Source organism: Photorhabdus khanii NC19 (genome assembly GCF_000517265.1).
GTDB classification, from domain to species: Bacteria; Pseudomonadota; Gammaproteobacteria; order Enterobacterales; family Enterobacteriaceae; genus Photorhabdus; species Photorhabdus khanii.
Map to the genome: position 1 here is coordinate 35,701 of NZ_AYSJ01000013.1, position 19,971 is coordinate 55,671.

General features: G+C 41.3%; 18 protein-coding genes and 4 pseudogenes. 16 read left to right on the forward strand and 6 right to left on the reverse strand.

Annotated features, from left to right (window positions below; genetic code table 11):
* Nucleotides 1–6 precede the first annotated feature (6 nt).
* From oppC to PTE_RS12275, 5 genes are all read left to right on the forward strand, one after another.
* Entirely contained in the window at nt 7–915 is a 909-nt protein-coding gene (gene oppC, locus PTE_RS12250; RefSeq protein ID WP_036846881.1) for an oligopeptide ABC transporter permease OppC, read from the forward strand.
* A gap of 9 nt (nt 916–924) precedes the next feature.
* Nucleotides 925–1,923: an ABC transporter ATP-binding protein gene (gene oppD, locus PTE_RS12255; protein ID WP_036846883.1), complete on the forward strand. Its 999-nt coding sequence runs from the start codon at nt 925–927 to the stop codon at nt 1,921–1,923.
* A complete protein-coding gene (gene oppF, locus PTE_RS12260; protein WP_036846889.1) occupies nt 1,920–2,921 on the forward strand; it encodes a murein tripeptide/oligopeptide ABC transporter ATP binding protein OppF in 1,002 nt (333 codons plus the stop codon). Before oppD ends, oppF begins: the two co-directional genes overlap by 4 nt.
* A gap of 395 nt (nt 2,922–3,316) precedes the next feature.
* Nucleotides 3,317–4,276, forward strand: a complete 960-nt coding sequence (locus tag PTE_RS12265; protein WP_036846892.1) for an aKG-HExxH-type peptide beta-hydroxylase — start codon at nt 3,317–3,319, stop codon at nt 4,274–4,276.
* 295 nt (nt 4,277–4,571) lie between these two features.
* A complete protein-coding gene (locus PTE_RS12275; protein ID WP_071992977.1) occupies nt 4,572–5,477 on the forward strand; it encodes an MFS transporter in 906 nt (301 codons plus the stop codon).
* 129 nt (nt 5,478–5,606) lie between these two features.
* Here PTE_RS12275 and PTE_RS12280 read toward each other — a convergent pair whose 3' ends face one another.
* Entirely contained in the window at nt 5,607–5,990 is a 384-nt protein-coding gene (locus tag PTE_RS12280) for an HI1450 family dsDNA-mimic protein (protein ID WP_051477387.1), read from the reverse strand.
* Nucleotides 5,991–6,014: 24 nt separating this feature from the next.
* Between PTE_RS12280 and PTE_RS23735 the strand changes: the two are divergent.
* The 7 genes and pseudogenes from PTE_RS23735 to PTE_RS12310 form a co-directional block, all read left to right on the forward strand.
* Nucleotides 6,015–6,279: pseudogene (locus tag PTE_RS23735) on the forward strand (IS630 family transposase); the annotation flags it as partial.
* A 150-nt stretch (nt 6,280–6,429) separates the two neighbouring features.
* Complete coding sequence (locus tag PTE_RS12290) at nt 6,430–7,452, forward strand: aminotransferase class I/II-fold pyridoxal phosphate-dependent enzyme (RefSeq protein ID WP_051477388.1); 1,023 nt, start codon at nt 6,430–6,432, stop codon at nt 7,450–7,452.
* Nucleotides 7,359–7,652, forward strand: coding sequence for an aminotransferase class I/II-fold pyridoxal phosphate-dependent enzyme (locus PTE_RS27275; protein WP_422615332.1), 294 nt, complete (start codon nt 7,359–7,361; stop codon nt 7,650–7,652). Before PTE_RS12290 ends, PTE_RS27275 begins: the two co-directional genes overlap by 94 nt.
* 2 nt (nt 7,653–7,654) lie before the next feature.
* Nucleotides 7,655–8,617 (forward strand): methyltransferase, encoded by a 963-nt coding sequence (locus PTE_RS12295; RefSeq protein ID WP_036846902.1) that lies wholly within the window; start codon nt 7,655–7,657, stop codon nt 8,615–8,617.
* The gene (locus PTE_RS12300; RefSeq protein WP_036846905.1) at nt 8,610–9,578 is read left to right on the forward strand and encodes an ATP-grasp domain-containing protein; all 969 of its coding nucleotides are present in this window, start codon (nt 8,610–8,612) and stop codon (nt 9,576–9,578) included. The genes PTE_RS12295 and PTE_RS12300 overlap by 8 nt, the downstream gene beginning before the upstream one ends.
* Nucleotides 9,575–10,741 carry an MFS transporter gene (locus tag PTE_RS12305; RefSeq protein ID WP_036846908.1) on the forward strand — a complete coding sequence of 389 codons (1,167 nt, stop codon included), beginning with the start codon at nt 9,575–9,577 and terminating at the stop codon, nt 10,739–10,741. Before PTE_RS12300 ends, PTE_RS12305 begins: the two co-directional genes overlap by 4 nt.
* A gap of 1 nt (nt 10,742) precedes the next feature.
* The gene (locus tag PTE_RS12310; RefSeq protein ID WP_036846909.1) at nt 10,743–11,813 is read left to right on the forward strand and encodes a phenylacetate--CoA ligase family protein; all 1,071 of its coding nucleotides are present in this window, start codon (nt 10,743–10,745) and stop codon (nt 11,811–11,813) included.
* A 395-nt stretch (nt 11,814–12,208) separates the two neighbouring features.
* Here PTE_RS12310 and PTE_RS24555 read toward each other — a convergent pair.
* The 3 pseudogenes from PTE_RS24555 to cls form a co-directional block, all read right to left on the reverse strand.
* A pseudogene (locus PTE_RS24555) lies at nt 12,209–12,556 on the reverse strand (transposase); the annotation flags it as partial.
* 470 nt (nt 12,557–13,026) lie between these two features.
* Nucleotides 13,027–13,355: pseudogene (locus PTE_RS12320) on the reverse strand (HI1450 family dsDNA-mimic protein).
* Nucleotides 13,356–13,470: 115 nt separating this feature from the next.
* Nucleotides 13,471–14,930 (reverse strand): annotated as a pseudogene (cls, locus tag PTE_RS12325) (cardiolipin synthase).
* A gap of 250 nt (nt 14,931–15,180) precedes the next feature.
* Here cls and PTE_RS12330 point away from each other — a divergent pair.
* Together PTE_RS12330 and tonB are read left to right on the forward strand one after the other, a co-directional pair.
* Complete coding sequence (locus PTE_RS12330) at nt 15,181–15,363, forward strand: YciY family protein (protein ID WP_036846910.1); 183 nt, start codon at nt 15,181–15,183, stop codon at nt 15,361–15,363.
* Between the two features lie 103 nt (nt 15,364–15,466).
* On the forward strand, nt 15,467–16,147 hold the full coding sequence (gene tonB / locus PTE_RS12335) for a TonB system transport protein TonB (RefSeq protein ID WP_051477390.1): 681 nt from the start codon (nt 15,467–15,469) through the stop codon (nt 16,145–16,147).
* Between the two features lie 69 nt (nt 16,148–16,216).
* On the opposite strand, the gene yciA is transcribed toward tonB, so the two are convergent.
* Complete coding sequence (yciA, locus tag PTE_RS12340; protein WP_036846911.1) at nt 16,217–16,648, reverse strand: acyl-CoA thioester hydrolase YciA; 432 nt, start codon at nt 16,646–16,648, stop codon at nt 16,217–16,219.
* Between the two features lie 77 nt (nt 16,649–16,725).
* Nucleotides 16,726–17,262 carry a septation protein A gene (locus PTE_RS12345; protein WP_036846912.1) on the reverse strand — a complete coding sequence of 179 codons (537 nt, stop codon included), beginning with the start codon at nt 17,260–17,262 and terminating at the stop codon, nt 16,726–16,728.
* Between the two features lie 225 nt (nt 17,263–17,487).
* On the opposite strand from PTE_RS12345, the gene PTE_RS12350 reads away from it, so the two are divergent.
* Both PTE_RS12350 and PTE_RS12355 read left to right on the forward strand, forming a co-directional pair.
* Nucleotides 17,488–19,200, forward strand: a complete 1,713-nt coding sequence (locus PTE_RS12350; RefSeq protein WP_036846914.1) for a SulP family inorganic anion transporter — start codon at nt 17,488–17,490, stop codon at nt 19,198–19,200.
* A gap of 153 nt (nt 19,201–19,353) precedes the next feature.
* A complete protein-coding gene (locus PTE_RS12355) occupies nt 19,354–19,896 on the forward strand; it encodes an Ail/Lom family outer membrane beta-barrel protein (RefSeq protein WP_036846916.1) in 543 nt (180 codons plus the stop codon).
* The last annotated feature ends 75 nt before the right edge of the window (nt 19,897–19,971 follow it).

The window sequence follows — 19,971 nt, forward strand, 5'->3', positions numbered from 1 at the left end:
CGCGCAATGATAGTCAATAAACAAAACAGCGAAGCTCTGGAAAATTTCTCTGAGCAACTGGAAATTGAAGGCCGTAGTTTGTGGCAGGATGCACGACGTCGTTTTATTCACAACCGGGCAGCGATTGCCAGTTTGTGCTTGCTATCTTTGATTACTTTGTTTGTGATCCTGGCACCGATGCTGGCCCAGTTTACTTACGATGATACTGACTGGGCCATGATGTCTATGCCACCTGATTTTGAGTCTGGTCACTATTTCGGTACCGATTCCTCTGGTCGTGATTTACTGGTACGTGTTGCTATTGGTGGACGTATTTCATTGATGGTTGGGATTGCCGCAGCTTTGGTTGCCGTAGTCGTTGGAACTTTGTATGGTTCATTATCCGGTTATCTGGGTGGAAAAATAGACTCAGTGATGATGCGCCTGTTGGAAATTCTGAATTCATTCCCATTCATGTTCTTTGTGATCCTGTTGGTGACCGTTTTTGGACAGAATATTTTGCTGATATTTGTCGCGATTGGCATGGTGTCATGGTTGGATATGGCGCGTATTGTCCGGGGGCAGACACTAAGCCTGAGACGTAAAGAATTTATTGAAGCAGCGTTGGTGTGTGGGGTGCCAACCCGTTACATCGTGTTACGCCATATTGTCCCTAATGTATTGGGCGTGGTGGTGGTTTATGCATCTTTATTGGTTCCAAGCATGATTCTGTTTGAATCATTTCTTAGCTTTCTGGGATTGGGAACGCAGGAGCCATTAAGCAGTTGGGGAGCGTTGTTAAGTGATGGTGCGAATTCGATGGAAGTTTCCCCGTGGTTGCTGATGTTTCCTGCCGGTTTTCTGGTGGTGACACTGTTTTGTTTTAACTTTATCGGCGATGGCTTGCGTGATGCCCTCGATCCGAAAGATCGTTAAGGAGGTAACATGAACAGCGTTAAAAACCAGAAAAGTTCTGAGCCGTTGTTAATTGTTAAAGATTTGAACGTGACTTTTAGTACCCCGGATGGGGATGTTACCGCGGTGAACAAGCTGAATTTTGATTTACGGGCAGGGGAAACGCTGGGAATCGTCGGTGAATCTGGCTCTGGAAAATCACAAACTGCTTTTGCTCTGATGGGATTGCTTGCCAGAAACGGCACGATTGGCGGCTCTGCTATTTTTAATGGCAGGGAAATTCTTAACTTGCAAGAGAAAGAACTTAACCGCATGAGAGCGGAAGAAATATCCATGATATTTCAGGATCCAATGACCTCTCTCAATCCTTATATGCGTATTGGTGACCAGCTCACAGAAGTATTAATGCTGCATAAACGTATGAGTAAAAGTGAAGCATACCTTGAATCGATTCGGATGCTGGATGCCGTCAAAATGCCGGAAGCGCTTAAACGTATGAGCATGTACCCTCATGAGTTTTCTGGTGGTATGCGTCAGCGCGTAATGATTGCAATGGCATTATTATGCCGGCCAAAATTGCTGATTGCTGACGAGCCGACAACTGCACTTGATGTTACGGTTCAGGCACAGATTATGATTCTGCTGAATGAACTGAAACAGGAGTTTAATACTGCGATAATTATGATTACTCACGATTTGGGGGTAATTGCCGGTGTTTGTGACAAAGTGCTGGTGATGTACGCTGGGCGGACTATGGAGTATGGCACGGCTCGCGAAGTGTTTTATCAGCCAACGCATCCTTATTCTATTGGCCTTCTTAATGCTGTACCTCGTCTTGATGGTGATGAAGAATCATTGACAACAATTCCGGGGAATCCGCCTAATTTATTACGGTTGCCGAAAGGGTGTCCGTTCCAGCCACGCTGTCAGTTTGCAGTAGACCATTGTGTAGATTGTGAACCAAAGTTAGAGGCATTTGGCAATGGGCGTTTGCGAGCTTGTTTTAAAGCACCGGGAGAATTGGTATGAGTCCGATTGAAGAAAGACGCGTGCTGCTGGAAGTAGCCGATCTGAAAGTTCACTTTGATATCAAAGATGGCAAACAATGGTTTTGGCAACCAGCAAAAACTCTGAAAGCGGTTGATGGCGTCACGTTGAGGTTGTATGAAGGGGAAACCCTTGGTGTGGTTGGCGAATCTGGTTGCGGTAAATCGACTTTTGCCCGTGCAATTATCGGATTGGTCAAGTCTTCCGGTGGCTCGGTCACTTGGTTGGGAAAAAGCCTGCTGGATATGAATGATAAACAGTGGCGGGATATTCGCAGTGATATCCAGATGATATTCCAGGACCCACTAGCATCCCTGAACCCGAGAATGACGATTGGCGATATTATTGCTGAACCACTGCGCACGTATCATCCTAAGATGAAAGAGCTGGAAATCAAAGACCGGGTAAAAGCCATGATGATGAAGGTTGGATTGCTGCCGAATCTGATTAACCGCTACCCGCACGAATTCTCTGGTGGTCAGTGTCAACGTATTGGGATTGCCCGTGCGCTTATTCTTGAACCTAAGTTGGTGATTTGTGATGAACCGGTATCTGCACTTGATGTCTCCATTCAGGCTCAGGTGGTGAACCTGTTGCAGGAATTACAACGGGAAATGGGGCTGTCGCTGATTTTTATCGCCCATGATCTTGCGGTGGTTAAGCACATATCTGACCGTGTATTGGTGATGTATCTTGGGCATGCGGTGGAGTTGGGCACTTATGATGAGGTTTATCATAATCCACAGCATCCTTATACCAAGGCATTGATGTCGGCAGTGCCGGTGCCTGATCCAGATAAAGAACGAAATAAACATATTGAGTTACTGGAAGGTGAATTACCGTCACCGATCAATCCGCCATCAGGATGTGTTTTCCGCACACGTTGCCCAATGGCCGATCCTGAATGTGCTAAGACGCGACCCTTGATGGAGGGGAGTTTTCGTCATGCGGTGTCTTGTTTGAAGGTTGATCCGTTGTAATTGTTGATGATGTTGTCATATGAGATGGTGCACTTTGCTTGGTAATTTATTGGTTTTTTAATTGCAACTCCATGAAATTACTGGGGTAGTGTATCATTTACTTGCAGATCATAATAAATAGTTGACTTTTAATAAATAAAATGTTAAATATTTTTGTGTTGGAGAAGTGTTAATTAAATAAATGTATTTTGTTGACATATATTTAGCGTAACTGAGTTTTATCTAAGTAATGGAGACGTTAATATGAACAATATCGATCTCTCTAAATTATTTACCCCGAAAGGTCATTTGTACACAGCTGTTGTTCTCATCAATCGAAAGTAAGCGTCATCTAGTGCGATTAAAGTGTCCAAATATCTGGACACTTTAACACCTTTATTAATGAGGAATTTGTCATGACTGCTGCCATTGAGAAGAATAAATCGTTTTTTGAAGATGAAGTGTTATCTTCGTTAAAATACCTGTCTGAAAACTTCAATATAGCCTTCAGTGATAAGTTAAAAATCAATTATAATTGGAAGGTTTTTGCCAACTATTTTTTGTGCGTTGATGCGATAAAAGAGCAAGACCAAAAAAATGCAGAAATTTTCTTAAAATCTGCGTTGAATAACTTGTCTACTCACAGCCCTAATACAATGGTTCCTGGTAGACCGGAAATATTAGTTATTACTGATGCTAACATCTCAGAAGAGGTAGCAAAAACCTTAAAAGATATCTATGACAAACCGGATAATGACGTCAATGACGATGGTGTTTATGCATTCGGCCCATTCATGGGGAACTCAGAAGAAGAGATAACCAAAATACATCAATCATTGGATCTCATGAAATCTGTTTCACCCTATTACTACAACTTTGTCAATTCGTTAATAAAGCACATTGTTTTGGTTGGTCAAACTGAACGTGGGGGGATAAAATCGGGGTCAACATTAAAAACGTTGGGATGTATCATCATTTCTCCCAATACGAAGGAAGAGATTAGTTCAATGAACCAATACATTGAAGATTTGGTTCATGAGGCATCGCACTCAAAATTATTTTTGGAGCAAACTAAAGATCAGCTTGTCTACAACCCGGTAGAGAATCTCTACACGGCACCATTTAGAAAAGATAAAAGGCCAATGTCTGGTATCTATCATGCCAATTATGTGCTTGGCAATATCGTGTCTTATTTCAGACAGGCTGTTAAAGTTTCTTCCAAAAACGATCTCAATAACAATACGAAGTTCTTGGAAAGAGCATTAACTCGGTATAATGAAACATACAATATCATAGAACAGTATGGTGACCTAACAGAAAGGGGTTATGCGATATTCAAGGAAATGAAGGAACGAGTTGACCAATGTTTAAATTAAAAAGCAGTCAATCACTATATTTTTTAATTTCATACATCCTCAACTCGATGAATAATTGGGTTTTTAAATTTATCGCTCCGTTAGTGCTTTATTCAGAAACAAAATCATTGCAAATGATGACGATTAGCTATGGATTGCTATTTACACCAAACATCATTGCACCTCCGATAGCTAATCTACTCGAAAACAGGCTTGCAAAAAAAGCAAGCCTATTAATACTGAATTTAATTGGTTTGTTTTTATGTCTTTTTTCCTATATCTACTTTGAGATTAATTTTAGTAACCTTGTTTTTTTATGGTGGTATTTTTGTTATCATCCATTCTTATCTTATACCAAACCATTATCCACAGTATATTAAAAGAGATATTGCCACATAAAGAAGATATGGAAGAAATGAGCAGGAAAATTGCTTTTGTCGATAGCCTGTTTCCTGCTATAGGACCAATGATCGGCGCAACCATATTAAGTTATTTAGGTTATAATAATGTATTTCTTATTATTGGTGTCATATATGTGATCTCTATATTTATTTTAGCTAAAATAAATATAGAGTTGAGAATAAAAACCACCGGTGAGAATTTCATCTTAAAAACCATCAAAGGTTTTAGACTTATTAAGGATAATTTGTTTGTTAATTATTTGATGAGGCGTTTTTTCTTTTCAAACATAGCGTTACATGGATTTCAATCTATACTGACGTATTTTTTAATCGAAAAATTTAATTTAACAGATATAAAGTTAGGATTATTCTTTGCTATTTCCACTATCGGGTTAATTATAGGAGTAAGGATCGGCAGGATTATGTATAAGAACAATGTTAATAAATGGCATTTAATTTCCATTACAGGGATAGTATGTTCTTTGTGCTTAATTTTCATACCCATAACCAATAATATCTATATTGCATCAATAGCATGGAGTATTGTTATGTTGTTGAGTGCCATCAACTTAATTGTCTTTTATACTGAGAGACAGACTAATTATCACCAAGATGAAGTGGTGAGCGTTATTTCTGCATCCTACATGATTATCTATTCTGCAATACCGTTTGGCTCTGTTGTTTCTTACATTTTGTCACGTTATATGCAATCAAATGATGCTATGATGATATTAGGTACTTATTTATTTATCATCAGCATTTATTTCTTATATGAGGCGCTGAGGAGTACAAAAGTAAAAGATGAAATTGATGTATCTTAAGATTATCTGTACTCTATTCTGTGAGGGATAGGAATCACCGTTTATTCCTTTGATATCCGCTCAGGATAATGGATTACAGACATGGTTTGTTACCCACATTGGTTTGAATAACTTATATAGTCCTCCATGTCAGTCACGGACAAATGGTTTCGGGGATTTCAAACGTGAGTCGTTGAAATTACTCTTCCACAAAATATGGCAAATCTGGTGGGTTTCTCCCTGCAAATCAAAATACGAGCGNGNNTATTCATTAATCTCAGCATCCTCAGATTCTGCTAGCCCGATAATCACCTNTGNGAAAAAATCAGGGTTCAGATCGAAATCCACATGTTCAAGCCAATCCTNGGAAGGATCCAGTAATTNTGCGCCGCCCCGTATTTCGAATTGTAAGCTAAATAGCAAAATACCCGTAGGATCAAGATTGGATGAAGCCAGCTCAAGAAAGATGTCATACGCTTTCTCAAGGGTTTCATCTTCTGTCATTCGGTTGTTGAGATTTATACCCGTGCTCATTGAAGATGCTTGATTTTATGCGAAATGGAGATCATAACTCGTGATGGGAAAGTACGGGATAGAATAAAAGCCGTCCTTCTTGCTTCTGAAGGGGGAGTTCTGTGATGATAGCCCAGGCATTGCGATTCTATCAGACCATCGTTGACCGCCATATCAGTGATTACTTCAATCAAGATAAGCTTAAACCTGATAATGGGGGTCTGATAGTTTACTTTCTCCAGAGCAAACTGATTTTTTAATCAACCATTTATTTCAAAATCTTTTCCATCACACACATGAAATGGTGGCCAATGAAAGGGTTAACTTTTGTGGCGTGACAGATTAAGTATGGGTTATCCATCTCATTATCATAATGTTTATTTGACAATGAAGAAAATTGAATGTTTATTGTTGATGCCGATTTTGATGATAGTTTTTACATGGAATGGGAATAGGCTAAGTGAAAAATAAAAATTGGTTATCAGAAAGGATAAAAGTGAGTCAGAGCCATCAGGATAGAATTTGGCAGGAGGGGATTAATGATCTGACTATAATCTCGCGTCCGTCAGGCCGTGAGATAAGGGCTTCTACAGGCGATACATACATTGATTTTATGTCATGCTCTTATTTAGGTCTGGAGAATCATCCCAATCTTATCTCAGCCGTGAAATCTTCAGTTGATAAGTACGGTGTCCAGTACGCAGCTGCGCGTACACGCGCGAAATGCGACATTTTTGATGAGCTCGAATCTAAGCTCAACAGCATCTTTCTTGACTCTCACGCTGTGACATTCAATTCGGTTGGCGCTGCACATCTCGCGGTTCTTCCTCTTCTGGGATCAGGTGAGCTCCCCGGCTATCCTGTAAGTGAAAGTGGTATTGTATGGATAGTTGATAAAACAACCCACGCATCAGTACAAACCTTACGTGGGATACTCGAACAGTTTGGTACTTATCAGAGAGCCGTTTTCAGCGATGAAATGGCATTAGTTGCCCTGCTACAGGAAAGTGCTAAGCAGAAGAAAACACCCATACTAATTTCTGATACTCTGGGCTCAATGGGGGGGGCTACAGATGTTAAGAGCCTGACAGATCTTGCCAATCAGTATGGCGGGTATTACTACGCTGATGATGCTCACGGAACATCAATCATTGGCAAAAATGGCTGCGGTTATGCTTTAAATACCTTGGGCCAATTTGCCGATAACTTGATTCTTCTTTCATCACTATCTAAAGCTTTCGGCTCTCATGGAGGCTTTGCTTCCTTCAGCAATTCTGAAGCCGCTTTTTTCGTTAAAAAGTATGCTCTCAACTATATTTTTAGTGGCCCCCCTCGCTCCCGGGAATCGCTGCCTGTTTGGCTTCAGCTGATATTCACCTGTCGAAAGAGATCAGTGAATTACAGAACAGACTCAGGGATAACATTTTTTACTTTGATGAAATTGTCTCAAATGTTGAAGTCAAAGAAAAATCAAGTCCGATAAGGACAGTATTTATCGGACTTGAAGATAAAGCTATCAAAACTTCACAGGGACTCCGTGAAAAAGGAATCTTGGTTACTGCGGCGATGTATCCTACTGTATCGAGGCATCAGAGCATTGTTCGTGTTGCAATATCCGCAGCGCATACGAGAAATCAAATTGAGAGATTTGCGGAATCATTATCTGAGCTGACCGGATTATAGTAATGCTAACAGAAATTATCACAGGTTACAGGAAATCTGCAGCACTGAATGCTTTCGTAAAAAGTAAGGCTCCTATTTTTATTGGAAAAATGGGAGCGATGACACTGGATGAAATAGCATGTTATACCAAAACCTCCGCTGAAAGGTTTGGCAGGCTTCTTGATGTTATGATTGATTGTGAGATTCTTATTCTCTCAGAAGGGAAATACTCGCTCACTAAAAATGCCGTTGCACTTGCATCAGAAGATAGCATTGAAACTTTATGGATAAACTGCGAACTTGGTGAACACTACTGGGAGATATGGCCAGATTATTTTGGTTCTCTTGGGTCTGGGGCTACCCGTTCAGCTTTTGAGAAAAAACATGGGAAAAAATTCTTTGATTTCATCACTGATGTCCCCTCTCTGAAAACGACATTCGACTCGCTGATGGCAGCCATAACTGATGAAATAAGTGATGAGTTAATAAAAATATTTGATATACATCCTAATCACCGAGTGGTTGATATAGGTGGTGGAAAAGGAATTCTGGCAAAAAAACTCAAGCAAACATTCAGTTTTAAAGATTGCACGGTCATAGATCGTTACGCAAAGGAGCTAGAATTCTCTGATGGTATTACTTATCTGAACTGCGACTTCTTCAACCAGATAAAATCTGGCGCTAATGTTTATATACTTAAAAATATCCTGCATGACTGGGATGATGACAAAGCAGGAAAGATCCTTGCAAATTGTGCTCACGCAATGTCCAAAAATTCAATATTATATATTGTAGAAATAATAAAAGAACATGGTAGCGTCAAGGGAAAAACGCTTGACTTGTTGATGGATGCTCTTTTTGTGGGTAAAGAAAGATATTATGATGAATATGAACGCCTAGCATTTAAGAATGACTTGGTTATTGATTCTGTAATCCAGACATCACATTCTCAGTCAGTGTTGTTATTAAGGAAAGCTCATGGATAAGGTATATTGGATCGTTGCAGAAGAGGAACATCCTGATGCAGAGGATATCGAATCAAGTTATTCAGAATATACGCGAGAATTTCATAAAAGAGGTATTGAGTTCAGGTTTTTACCGCTTCGTGATTGCGTGATTCATTTCGATAATGAAGGTTCGGGAAAGTTACTGCACCGCGGAAAACATCTGGATGACAATCAGTCGGCATTTATTATCTCACCAGCGGATCTTAATCCTCAAGCGAAAGGCACAGCGTTTTCTTTGAGAAATTATTTACGCATCACAGGCACCCGGCTTCTCAACGAAAGCATAGGTGGCGTTGAAAACCTCGAGTGGGACAAAGTTGCTCAGATGATGCTTGTATCAGGAATGAGCGCTCCATTAATGCCTTTCTGCATGTTAGGGTACCACCAACAGGTGGTACCGTCCGTAAGATCTTTCTTGGATAAAGGATATAACACACTTATATTCAAACCCATCGGTTCGGGAATGGGATTTGGCGTGATCAAAACCGTAGGCCATCAGCAGGCGATAAGTACTGCCAATCTTATCTCCGCATCGTCTGTGGTCTACTTTGTTATGCCATTCCTTGAGAAAGCATGCGATGTTCGATTCTACTTTCTTGCAGGAGATCTGATGTTTGTCAAAATCAGAAAGCCCCGACAGGCAGATTATTTGGGAAATGTAGCTTTGGGAGGAGAACAAGATATCCTGTCAAAGGATGAGTATACTGCTTTCTACTGTAGCCAAAGCGATAAATATGAAGAAATGCTGGAACTTTCCACACGTATTGTTGACCGCACAGGTAACGATATACTTTCAGTAGACTGGCTGATGACCGGGGAATGTTTCTACTTCAATGAAATGTGTACTGCTGAAACAGGGCTAACAAAACTACCTGATCATATAAAAACCCCGGTATTCGATAAGATGGCTTTTTTAGTTAAAGAAAGACTAAATAAATGAGAAATAACCAGCTACTGATCTTTGTTTATATTTCAGTCTTTATGGCCGAGTTCTCTTTTTTCTTTGCCCTTCCTGTATTAGGCAGTTCTACGCTAATGGGAGCCCGAGATGTTGCACTGTGCTTGGCGGGGTCAGTAATTCTGGAAAGCATCATTATGCTTGTAGCAACGGGATATCTCGAAAGATTTTCAAGGAAGTTGCTGCTTAGCATTTCATTGCTACTTCGAAGTCTGGCATTTGTGACGGTGATCAGCTCAGGAATAGCTTTTGCGTGGTTCACATTTTTCGCGTTGGTAGCCATATCAAAGTCTGTTTCTAAGCCATTCACGCGAGAGATATTAACGGAAATACTGAGTGGGGATAAATTAAAGAAATCGCTAAGCATTTATTCATTCTTTCAAAATTCCGCTGTGGTGATAGCTCCACTAATCGCAACATTGGCCGTTGAACATCGCTACACCCCGTCAGTGATGATCACATTACTTCTGGCTGGTATACTCCTGAGCGGGGCATCATTTATGTTAGTTTATCATTATCCAAAAGGGCACCTTCCGTCCGAAAGAAAAAAAAGCGCCTTCTGGGCGATTTATTCCTCAGTGAACGAAATTAAAAAGAATCATGACATCAGGCGACTACTCCAGGCATCTTTCTTTTGCTTTGCAATAATGGGAGCCTTCATAACCGCAACGACTCTTCTTGCCCGTGTAAGAGTCGATTTCTCAAGTTATATAGGTCTCTTCTTCTCTGTTGTAGGTGTATGCATCTGTTTCTGGCAGGGTGTAATATCCCGAATACTGAATCTTTCCGAACGTACAGTGATCATTGTGATTTCAGTGACAGGATTATTATCGTCTTTATATCTTACTGGCTCGCTTTACATGGCGATAGCTGCCCTTATCTCCTATAGCATTTATGAGTCAGTCATTGTCCCTGCCATTTATTATAAATCGTCGTCGTGCACCAGTAATCTATCAGTAAGTGTGATTTTCAGCTTTATACTGGTTGCATCAAATATCGGTGAAGCTTTTGGTTCATGGATTACTGGCATGCTAATAGAATACGCAAGTGAGACCACAGCATATCACATACTTCTTTTAGTTGCCGTATCCGTACTATTATCAGTTTGGAGCTTTGCGCTCGTTAAAGATACTTCAGGAAGCTAACATGGTAAATATCGTCTTCGCTACAGGTGGCACTACAGGTAAATCTAGGATAATTCGGCACAGCTGGAAAAAATATCAATTTGTAACTCATGAAGCAGCAAAAAGTCTGAAAACTGTGTTTTCAGACTTTTCTGTTCACTCCGTAGCCAATTGCCTTACTGCGGGTAATTTGTGGGGCGGTTTCCTTTTTGCACATGAAATTTGCCGCCATTTACAGGTAAACTATTATCCCTTTGCTTCTGTTACAGACAGTGATGAACTTAGCAACGCTATATATGAATATAGTATTGACACACTTATCTGCCTTCCGAGCTTTGCCGATAAGCTGATAAATGAAGAAAGGCTCCAGCAATTGACTTCAATCAGAAACATTTTTTTCTTGGGAGAAGAGTTCAACTCCTCATCTCTTTCGAGAATAAAGCATTTACTTCCGGGAGTCATAGTTAAACCCCTTGCTTATACCTCACAGGAAACAGGTCCTCTTGGATATCAATGTTCTTATTTGCACGGCAATAGCTATCATATTTATGAGCATGTAAAATTGAACAACGAAAATGATAATAATGAAATTATCGCTTCCATTCTGTATCCGGATGGTGATCACCTCTTAAACCATCACACAGGGGATACAGGAAGTCTGATTCCAGTTCAGTTATGTAAGTGCGGTTTTCGAGGAACAGAGCTAACATTTACTGGTAGAATAGCATCTCACTATAATATCATGGGAACCTCGATTTCTATTGATGAATTCGTGAGCGTTCTCAGCCAACAATGTGGCTGTGATGTAGCTATCTCCGATATTCAGATCATCGTAGTAAATCAGTTTGAGCTGGGAACAGGCATCATTTTCCTTACAGATGCCAGGCTTGAAATTAGCAATGAGAATTTAATTACTGCTCTGGAATCATCGTTCCTAATTCGTGAGATAATCAGTGACTCCAATTTTTTTCATGTCTGGCATACAAATAAAGAACTTTTCATTAAATCTCATATATCTGAAAAGCTGAAATCATTCATTACAACAGCTAAGCTTCCCAGAGAGCTCAAAGGCACAAAGGTAATTATTAAATGAACTAGGTGGTGACTCCTCTTTATTGATGGTGCTTCATGATCTTACCCAGCATTCGTGGACACGGAACAAATGTAACGGCTCGCATTCTATTTGAGGGCATAAAAAGCCGTGGGACATTTATGCTCTATATGAACGCATCCCGTTTGCAAGACAAAAATCACGTTGACATCGACGGTAGGTTGCAGCTCTATATCCGGCCTTATTGCAGCCGAGCTGCGGGCCTCGATGTAATCCACTGACTGGCTCCTCATTCTCCTAACGAGCTTTACGCTCAGAGCATAAATCAGGTTTAGCAAGTCACGGTCTTACCTGTCTTTGTCATCATTATCACTGTCTTAGCAATCTTTCTGCATTCACCCTTGTGGTTAAAAGTGAAAGTTGACCAGTGAAACGCCTCAATAAGGCCTGACACTGACGTAATCTTTTTGGTATTCCCGCTGATGGGCTATCAATGCCCAAACGGTGCGGGTCAGCTTATTGCCCATCCCCACAATTGTCACTCAGACCGGGCACCGTTTTTTCAGCTCCGTCACCCACGGCAGCAGTGTTTTCGTGAGTAAGGTGGCCACTCTTGCACCGTGAATAAACAGGGTCCTCAGGTAGGGATCTTCCCGTTTACTGATCCCCAGTAATTTGACCCGGCCTCCCGTTCCTGTCTGTTTCGGCACCAATCCCAGATAGGTCGAAAACTCTCTGCCCGATCGGAGTGTGCTGGAATCGCCCATCGTAGCAATGGCGGCTGTCGGTTACTGAAGAACGTTAAAAAATCATTCCGCCGCAGCGGTTTATCAATGAGTTCACCGGTGTATTCATCAACAAAATGAATTTGCATCAAATGTTTTGCAATATCGATGCCAAAAGAAGTAAATTTCATGAGTAGATCCTCCAGTTATCAGGGAGCAATAGGCTCCCGCTTTTAGGCACTATAAGGCCGGAAATCTGAGAGGATCCACACCTCATCTCTCAATTCCAGCACAGGGCTAAAAGCTAAGTGGTTGGGATGCGTTCGTTACATTCTCCGTTAACTACCTCAGTTGATGACTTACCCAACCGCATACAGTCAATCAATGCTGGTTATGGATAGCTATAACCGGTTGACGAAAGAATATCAAATCAGCTTTTTTGAAAAATACTTGCTCGTTCTCGAGGACTGTAATAGTGAGTCGGGAAATGCAATAAATATAGATTAGGGGTACAAGTAAAGTCGCTATAATTACTCTTTCCACAAAATATGGCAAATCTGGTGAGACTTTTCCCGGCAAATCAAAATGAAACCAAAAATATCATTAATCTCATCATCCTCGGATTCTGCTCGCCCGATAATCACCTCTGCGAAAAAATCATGGTTCACATCCAAATCCACATGTTCGGGCCAATCCTCGGAAGGATCCCTAATTCTGCGCCGCCCCGTATTTCGAATTGTAAGCTAAATACCAAAATATCCGTAGGATCGAGATTGGATGAAGCCAGCTCAAGAAAGATGTCATACGCTTTCTCAAGGGTTTCATCTTCTGTCATTCNGNNGNNGAGATCTAAGTCCATCGTTTGTGAAGGTTTGTTGTCCATATCAATTCATTTGTCAGTAGTAATGATGGGAGAATTAAAACATGATGAAGCATTGATTGGTACCCCCATCTTGTCAAGACGAGGGTATTGGTCACAGTAGTGGGCTGAAAAAGTAACAAATACGTTCAATTATCCGATGCCACAAAGGGCGCTGTTCCCACTCATGGATTCCAGCAATGTAGAATGGGCCATGTAATCGAATTGCACCAAAGCCAGGTCATTACCAAAGTTTTCGTCATCAATAACCACGGTAATTTCAAAATTCAGCCACAGGCTGCGCATATCGAGATTAACTGAGCCAACCATACTGAGTTGGCCATCAACCAAAATGCTTTTGGTATGTAATAAACCCTCTTCAAACTGATAAATCTTAACTCCCGCCTTCAATAGTTCAGAAAAGAATGCACGACTTGCCCAGCGAACCAGGAAAAAATTATTTCTGCGAGGAACAATGATAATAACTTCCACACCTCTTAAGGCCGCAGTGCAGATAGCATTCATCAGGTCATCACTGGGAACAAAATAAGGGGTAGTTAATATCAATTGCTTACGGGCAGAGAAAATAGCCGTCATTAAAGATTGTTGAATTAACTCTTCAGGGAATCCTGGACCAGAGGCAATAATCTGAGTTGTATGCCCGCTGGCTTGTTCAAATGGCATGATATTGTTGTCTGGTGAGGGTGGAAAGATGCGTTGACCTGTTTCCATTTCCCAGTCACAAGCGTAAATAACCCCCATCGTCGTGGTAACCGGCCCTTCCATTCGCACCATGATGTCGATCCATTGTCCAACGCCGGCGTCTTGCTTAAAGAAGCGTGGATCTACCATATTCATACTGCCAGTGTAAGAAATATAGTCGTCTATCAGGATAATTTTACGATGCTGGCGCAGATCCATCCGACGTAGAAATAGACGGAAGATATTGACTGGTAAAGCTTCAACAAATTCAATTCCTGCCTGGCGCATGATATCCGGGTATTGGCTACGGCAATATAACCAACTGCCGGCTGAATCCACCATAACACGGCATCTGACTCCTCGATGTGCGGCGGCCATAAGGGCATCAGTCACTTGTTCAACCAAGCCGCCGGATTGCCAGATATAAAACATCATTTCAATGCTGTGTTTCGCATTATCAATATCTTTGATAATGGTTTTTAGTGAATTGTCATAGGTTGTCAGCAGTTGGATCTTGTTGCCTTTAACGCCTTCAAGCCCTTGCCGCCGTTCGCAAAGCTGGAATAAAGGTGTCGCGACTTCGCTATTTTCCGTGGCGAAGATATGACGAGATTTGCGCAACTCTTCAAGCCATACCGCTGTTGACGGCCACATGGCTTTTGCCTGTTCAACTCTGCGTTTTCCCAAATGCAGCTCACCAAATGACAGGTAAGCGATAATGCCAACTAAGGGCAGGATATAAATAATCAGCAGCCAGGTCATAGCGGAAGTGACAGGCCGGCGTTTTATTAAAATACGTAAGGTGATACTGGCAACGATCAGCCAATAGAAGAAAATAGCAAGCCAACTTAGGACGGAATAAAAGGTTGTCATGTTCGGCAATCAATCCTGTTTTGTTCAGACATCTTTGGTGGCGTTTAACACGGTTTCCCCGAAACACGGGATATAAACGATCTAATTAACTTGATGAATTTACCAAAAAATCGGGAAGTATACTGCAAGCATCATACTCGATATTGGTCATTTCGCACTATTGACATAAAAAGTACTATTCAGATACGCCTTGGATATCTTTTTTAAAGGCCTATATAATAAGCGTGATATTTTTTACAGGTATAATTGTATGAGACATAGTCGGAATGAAGTAGGACGATGGCGGAGATTGCGTCAGAATTTCAACCGCCGTCGCCGTTGGATGGAAGGGCAATCAAGACGTAATTTGCGTATTTATTCACTACGTAAATTAGATGTTTATAAACAGCGGCGAGCTTTATTGTTTGTTCAACATAGTGAATGGATGCAGTAAAAAAATAATATTTTTTGGCCTTATATTCACGCTCACCTACAATCTTTATTGAATATGATTGCTATTTGCATTTAAACTAGCAGTTATTCGAGGATTGACTATTATGCTGCTAATCAAGAACTCCCTTATGCGTTGGATACATTGGCCAATATTATTATCAGTTTGTTTGCATGTTTCTGTTGCTGCCGCACTTTTTTGTTCTGTGATACCGGAAAAACAGCCTGATGCTGCACTTATGTCTGTAGCTATGATTCAGTTAGCTGCCGAAGAAGCTCCGGTTTCACAACCCGCGGCGCCTGAACCCGAGTCAGAGCCAGAGGAGCCGGAACCTGTTCCAGAGCCGGTGATCCCAAAGCCAGAGGTGAAGAAGCTGAAGCCGAAACCGGAAGTGAAGAAGAAGGTTGTTAAAAAGCAATCGGAGCCAGTTGAGAAGACAACTGAACAACTGGAAAAGCCACTGGTTAACCGTACTGATAATAATCAGAATAAACCGGCAACTAATACGGCAACTAAATCACAGAATGGGCCAAAAGCATTAAGTAAAGCGTTACCCATTTATCCATCCAGAGCGGCAGCATTGGGGATTGAGGGTAATGTTAGAGTCAAATATGATATTGATGAAGACGGTCGGGTAAAAAATATCGAAGTGATTGGTGCCAATCCACCCAATGTTTTTGACCGGGAAGTGAAAAAAGCAATGAGAAAGTGGCGTTATGAAAAAATACCCGCTGTTGGCTATATCACAACAATAGAATTCAAAATGACCGGTATATCTCAATCCTGATCGGTGGGAAAATGCAGATAAAAAAGGAGCATGATTCAGATGCTCCTTTTTTTACATTAATAATCAGGCTTATTCGTCAGTGCTGCTGGTCAGTTGGAATTGGGTTTTGCCTTCGGGTAACCGGCGCGGGGTATTATCCTCATTAACAGCAACATAAGTGAATACCGCTTCGGTTGCACGATAGCGTTGACCTACAGGCTCAGATGCTACTTTCTTCACCCAGACTTCGATGTTAATCGTAATCGAACTGTTGCCGGTTTTGAGGCAATGCGCATAGCAGCAGACGACATCACCAACAGCGACAGGTTTAAGGAAAGTAATACCATTTACTCTGACAGTGACAACACGGCCTTCTGCAATTTCTTTTGCCAGAATTGCGCCACCAATATCCATTTGTGACATCAGCCATCCGCCAAAAATATCTCCATTGGCGTTGGTATCAGCGGGCATAGCCAGTGTGCGGAGGACTAATTCTCCGTTAGGTAATTGTTGTTGTGTCATTGAAAACTTTACTTTATTTGATGAAAAAACAATACCTGCCTACTAACGAGAGCAGGCAGGTATCCATTTGAATAGGGTTACTTCTGTTCGCGTGGCAGATGACGATAAATATATACTACACTGAGCACGGTGAAAACCAAGGTTAGGGCAGTCAGACCAAATACTTTAAAGTTAACCCAGACATCTTGCGGTAACCAGAACGCGACATAAATATTGGCCAGCGCGCAGGCAATAAAAAACAGCGCCCATGCCATATTGAGTTTATTCCAGACAAAATCCGGTAAAACCAGCTCTTTTCCCAGCATTTTCTGAATAAGTGGTTTTTTCATGAACCATTGGCTGACGAGCAAGGCTAATGCGAATAAGGCATAGATTACGGTGACTTTCCACTTAATAAAGAGATCACTGTGGAAAGCTAAGGTCAGAGTGCCGAAAACAGCAACCATGATAAAAGTGATCAGAGAAGATTTCTCTACTTTCCGGTAGATGAAATAAGTTATCGCTACAGCTAAACCGGTGGCGGCGATCAGAGCCCCGGAAGCATAGAAAATATCATACATTTTGTATACAACAAAAAATACGACTAAAGGTAGAAAGTCTAAAAGTTGTTTCATGTTTGAACCTATCGTAATTCCGGCAACTGACTCTATCCGATTTTGGTGGTTGAATATACTAAGCGGCAACAGTATGGCTTTATTTATCGATAAATAAAGATTTTTATCGATCTGTTTCGCACAATTTTACCATAAAGAGCGACGTAATTAACTTCCTGTTGTCAGTGAGCATATAACACAGCATTATAGCCAAAACCCGTTGAAAAATAAGAGGGCATAAACCAAATGCAGTGGAAAAAACTACAGCGTTGGATGCCAGGGTTGGGCAATTTTTCTCATTATCGCAAAGAATGGTTTAGTCATGATTTAAGGGCAGGGCTTTCTGTGGCCGCAGTAGCTCTGCCGGTGGCTATTGCTTACGCTGAATTAATGGGAATAAGTGCAATTATCGGTCTCTACGCATGTATCTTGCCAATGTTCACTTATGCGTTATTTGGCACTTCAAGACAGTTAATTGTCGGGCCAGATGCAGCAACGTGTGCTGTTATTGCAGCAGCAGTTGCGCCCTTGGTTTTTGGTAATGAAGATGTACGTTGGCAGCTTACGATCGCGATGACTTTAATGACAGGGATATGGTGTATTCTCGCGAGTCATTTCCGATTAGGTGCGTTTGCTGATTTTCTTTCAAGACCGATCCTTAAAGGATTAATGAACGGTGTGGCATTGACAATCATGGTGGATCAGTTGGCTAAAGTCTTTGGCTTTGCCGGCGTACCTGTTGGATTGATTGAACGGGTGATCGCATTGCCTGCCAAACTAATGAGTACACATTTACCGACATTGGCAATGTCGGTTGCGACGATGTTGATTTTGCTGACTGTACGTTTCTTGCGCCCGGCCTGGCCGGGGCCTTTGTTGGCAATGGTATTAACGACGTATGTAAGCTGGCAATTTGGGCTTGAAAAATACGGGATTCAGATTGTTGGCAGTGTCAGCGGTGGGGGATTGCCTGTTGTGCCAATGCCTGATTTCCAACCTGGAATTATGCGTGATCTGGTTATCCCATCCCTGAACCTTGCCGTTATCAGTTTTGTCAGTTTTATGATGACGGCTCGTAGTTTTGCCAATAAAAATGGCTATCAGATTGATGCGGATTCTGAGCTTAGGGCCTTAGGTATTGCGAATATTGCTTCTGCTTTATCACAAGGGTTTGCTGTCAGTGCTGCCAGCAGCCGAACTGCGGTTAATGATGCTATTGGTGGGAAAACGCAATTGGTTTCTGTGATTGCCGCTGTGGTTATCTTGCTGGTTTTGCTGTTCATGACAGGTTTCCTGGCGCATATTCCATTGTCATCTCTTGGTGTAGTGCTGATTTATTCGGCATCATCATTGTTGAATTTACGGGGGATCTGGTCACTGCGGAAACGAAATCGTCAGGCATTCACTTTATCACTGTTTACCCTGATTTCAGTGTTGGTGGTTGGTTTGATTAACGGTGTTGGTTTTGCTGTTCTGCTTGGCTTATTGCAGTTTTTGCGAATTGTCTTCCGCCCGACAGATCAGCTTTTGGGCGTTAATGAACAAGGGATGATTCATTCCATTAACCAAGGCAATGAGATTAAACCGGTAGATGGTGTGATGATGTACCGATTTAACTCACCATTAACTTATTTCAATGTCAGTTATTTTAAAAAACGGGTGTTGCAGCATGTAGACAGGGCGAAAAAACGTCCGGGTTGGTTAGTTGTTGATGCGGCTGTGAGTTTTACCTATGACGATGTAAGTGTTTTTGCGGCTATTGATGAACTGATTACTGAATTGAAAGTAAAAGGTGTCACACTGGTGCTCGCTGGCCGACGGACAGAACTTACCCGCTGGATAAAACAAAATAAACTGAGAAGCAGTGATGACGATCTAGTTGTGGTGCCCGATCTCTATTTTGCTGTGCGAATGATTCAAAGTAAGCCCGAATGGTACTCTAATTACATCAAAAGATAATAAGAGAAATACGACTGTAATGCTTAGTATTTTGCTTTATTAAACGGGAACTTAACAATAAATGGAATTTTGTTGTTTTCTATTGGTTATTGATAAATAATACCTCTCCGTAATTATTTTTTTCTATATTTTATACAATATTAGGGATTTTCAATGAAAAAAACACTGGTAGCTTCAGTGGTGGCTGTTGGTTTATCTGCATTCGCATTTGCTGCAAATGCGAGCGGTGAAAGTACGATTTCTGGTGGCTATGCTCAGAGCCATGCAAAGTTTGACGGTAAAAAGGCTGATGATAACCCAAAGGGCTTCAACCTGAAGTACCGCTACGAGTTGGATAATAATTTTGGTGTTATTAGCTCACTTACATATACATATTTAGGTTACGATTATTACCGGGGCGGCAAAAAAGTAGCTGAATCTGATATGGATTATTTTTCCCTGATGGCGGGCCCTACATATCGTTTTAATGAATATGTTAGCGTATACGGTATGGTTGGTGCTGCACATGGAAAGGTTAAACTCTCAGATTATGTTGGTACAATGAGTGGCAGCAAGAGTAAAACATCTGTTAGCTACGGATTGGGATTACAGTTTAACCCTATGCCAAATTGGACTATCGATACCTCTTATGAATATTCAAAATTGGATGAGCTTAAGATAGGTACTTGGGTAGTTGGCGTAGGTTATCGATTCTAATCGAAATCTGCTAATTTGTATTTAATTAGCTACCTCGTCTACAGAAATTCCCTGTTGTATAAGCAGGGAATTTTT

Excerpts from the sequence above, each read along its gene's own strand:
- PTE_RS12345 (WP_036846912.1), bottom strand. The coding sequence starts at position 17,262 with ATGAAACAACTTTTAGACTTTCTACCTTTAGTCGTATTTTTTGTTGTA.
- oppF (WP_036846889.1), top strand. The coding sequence starts at position 1,920 with ATGAGTCCGATTGAAGAAAGACGCGTGCTGCTGGAAGTAGCCGATCTG.
- PTE_RS12310 (WP_036846909.1), top strand. The coding sequence starts at position 10,743 with ATGGTAAATATCGTCTTCGCTACAGGTGGCACTACAGGTAAATCTAGG.
- oppD (WP_036846883.1), top strand. The coding sequence starts at position 925 with ATGAACAGCGTTAAAAACCAGAAAAGTTCTGAGCCGTTGTTAATTGTT.
- PTE_RS12265 (WP_036846892.1), top strand. The coding sequence starts at position 3,317 with ATGACTGCTGCCATTGAGAAGAATAAATCGTTTTTTGAAGATGAAGTG.
- PTE_RS12295 (WP_036846902.1), top strand. The coding sequence starts at position 7,655 with ATGCTAACAGAAATTATCACAGGTTACAGGAAATCTGCAGCACTGAAT.
- PTE_RS12300 (WP_036846905.1), top strand. The coding sequence starts at position 8,610 with ATGGATAAGGTATATTGGATCGTTGCAGAAGAGGAACATCCTGATGCA.
- yciA (WP_036846911.1), bottom strand. The coding sequence starts at position 16,648 with ATGACACAACAACAATTACCTAACGGAGAATTAGTCCTCCGCACACTG.
- PTE_RS12330 (WP_036846910.1), top strand. The coding sequence starts at position 15,181 with ATGAGACATAGTCGGAATGAAGTAGGACGATGGCGGAGATTGCGTCAG.
- tonB (WP_051477390.1), top strand. The coding sequence starts at position 15,467 with ATGCTGCTAATCAAGAACTCCCTTATGCGTTGGATACATTGGCCAATA.
- PTE_RS12305 (WP_036846908.1), top strand. The coding sequence starts at position 9,575 with ATGAGAAATAACCAGCTACTGATCTTTGTTTATATTTCAGTCTTTATG.
- PTE_RS12350 (WP_036846914.1), top strand. The coding sequence starts at position 17,488 with ATGCAGTGGAAAAAACTACAGCGTTGGATGCCAGGGTTGGGCAATTTT.
- PTE_RS12275 (WP_071992977.1), top strand. The coding sequence starts at position 4,572 with ATGGTGGTATTTTTGTTATCATCCATTCTTATCTTATACCAAACCATT.
- oppC (WP_036846881.1), top strand. The coding sequence starts at position 7 with ATGATAGTCAATAAACAAAACAGCGAAGCTCTGGAAAATTTCTCTGAG.
- PTE_RS12355 (WP_036846916.1), top strand. The coding sequence starts at position 19,354 with ATGAAAAAAACACTGGTAGCTTCAGTGGTGGCTGTTGGTTTATCTGCA.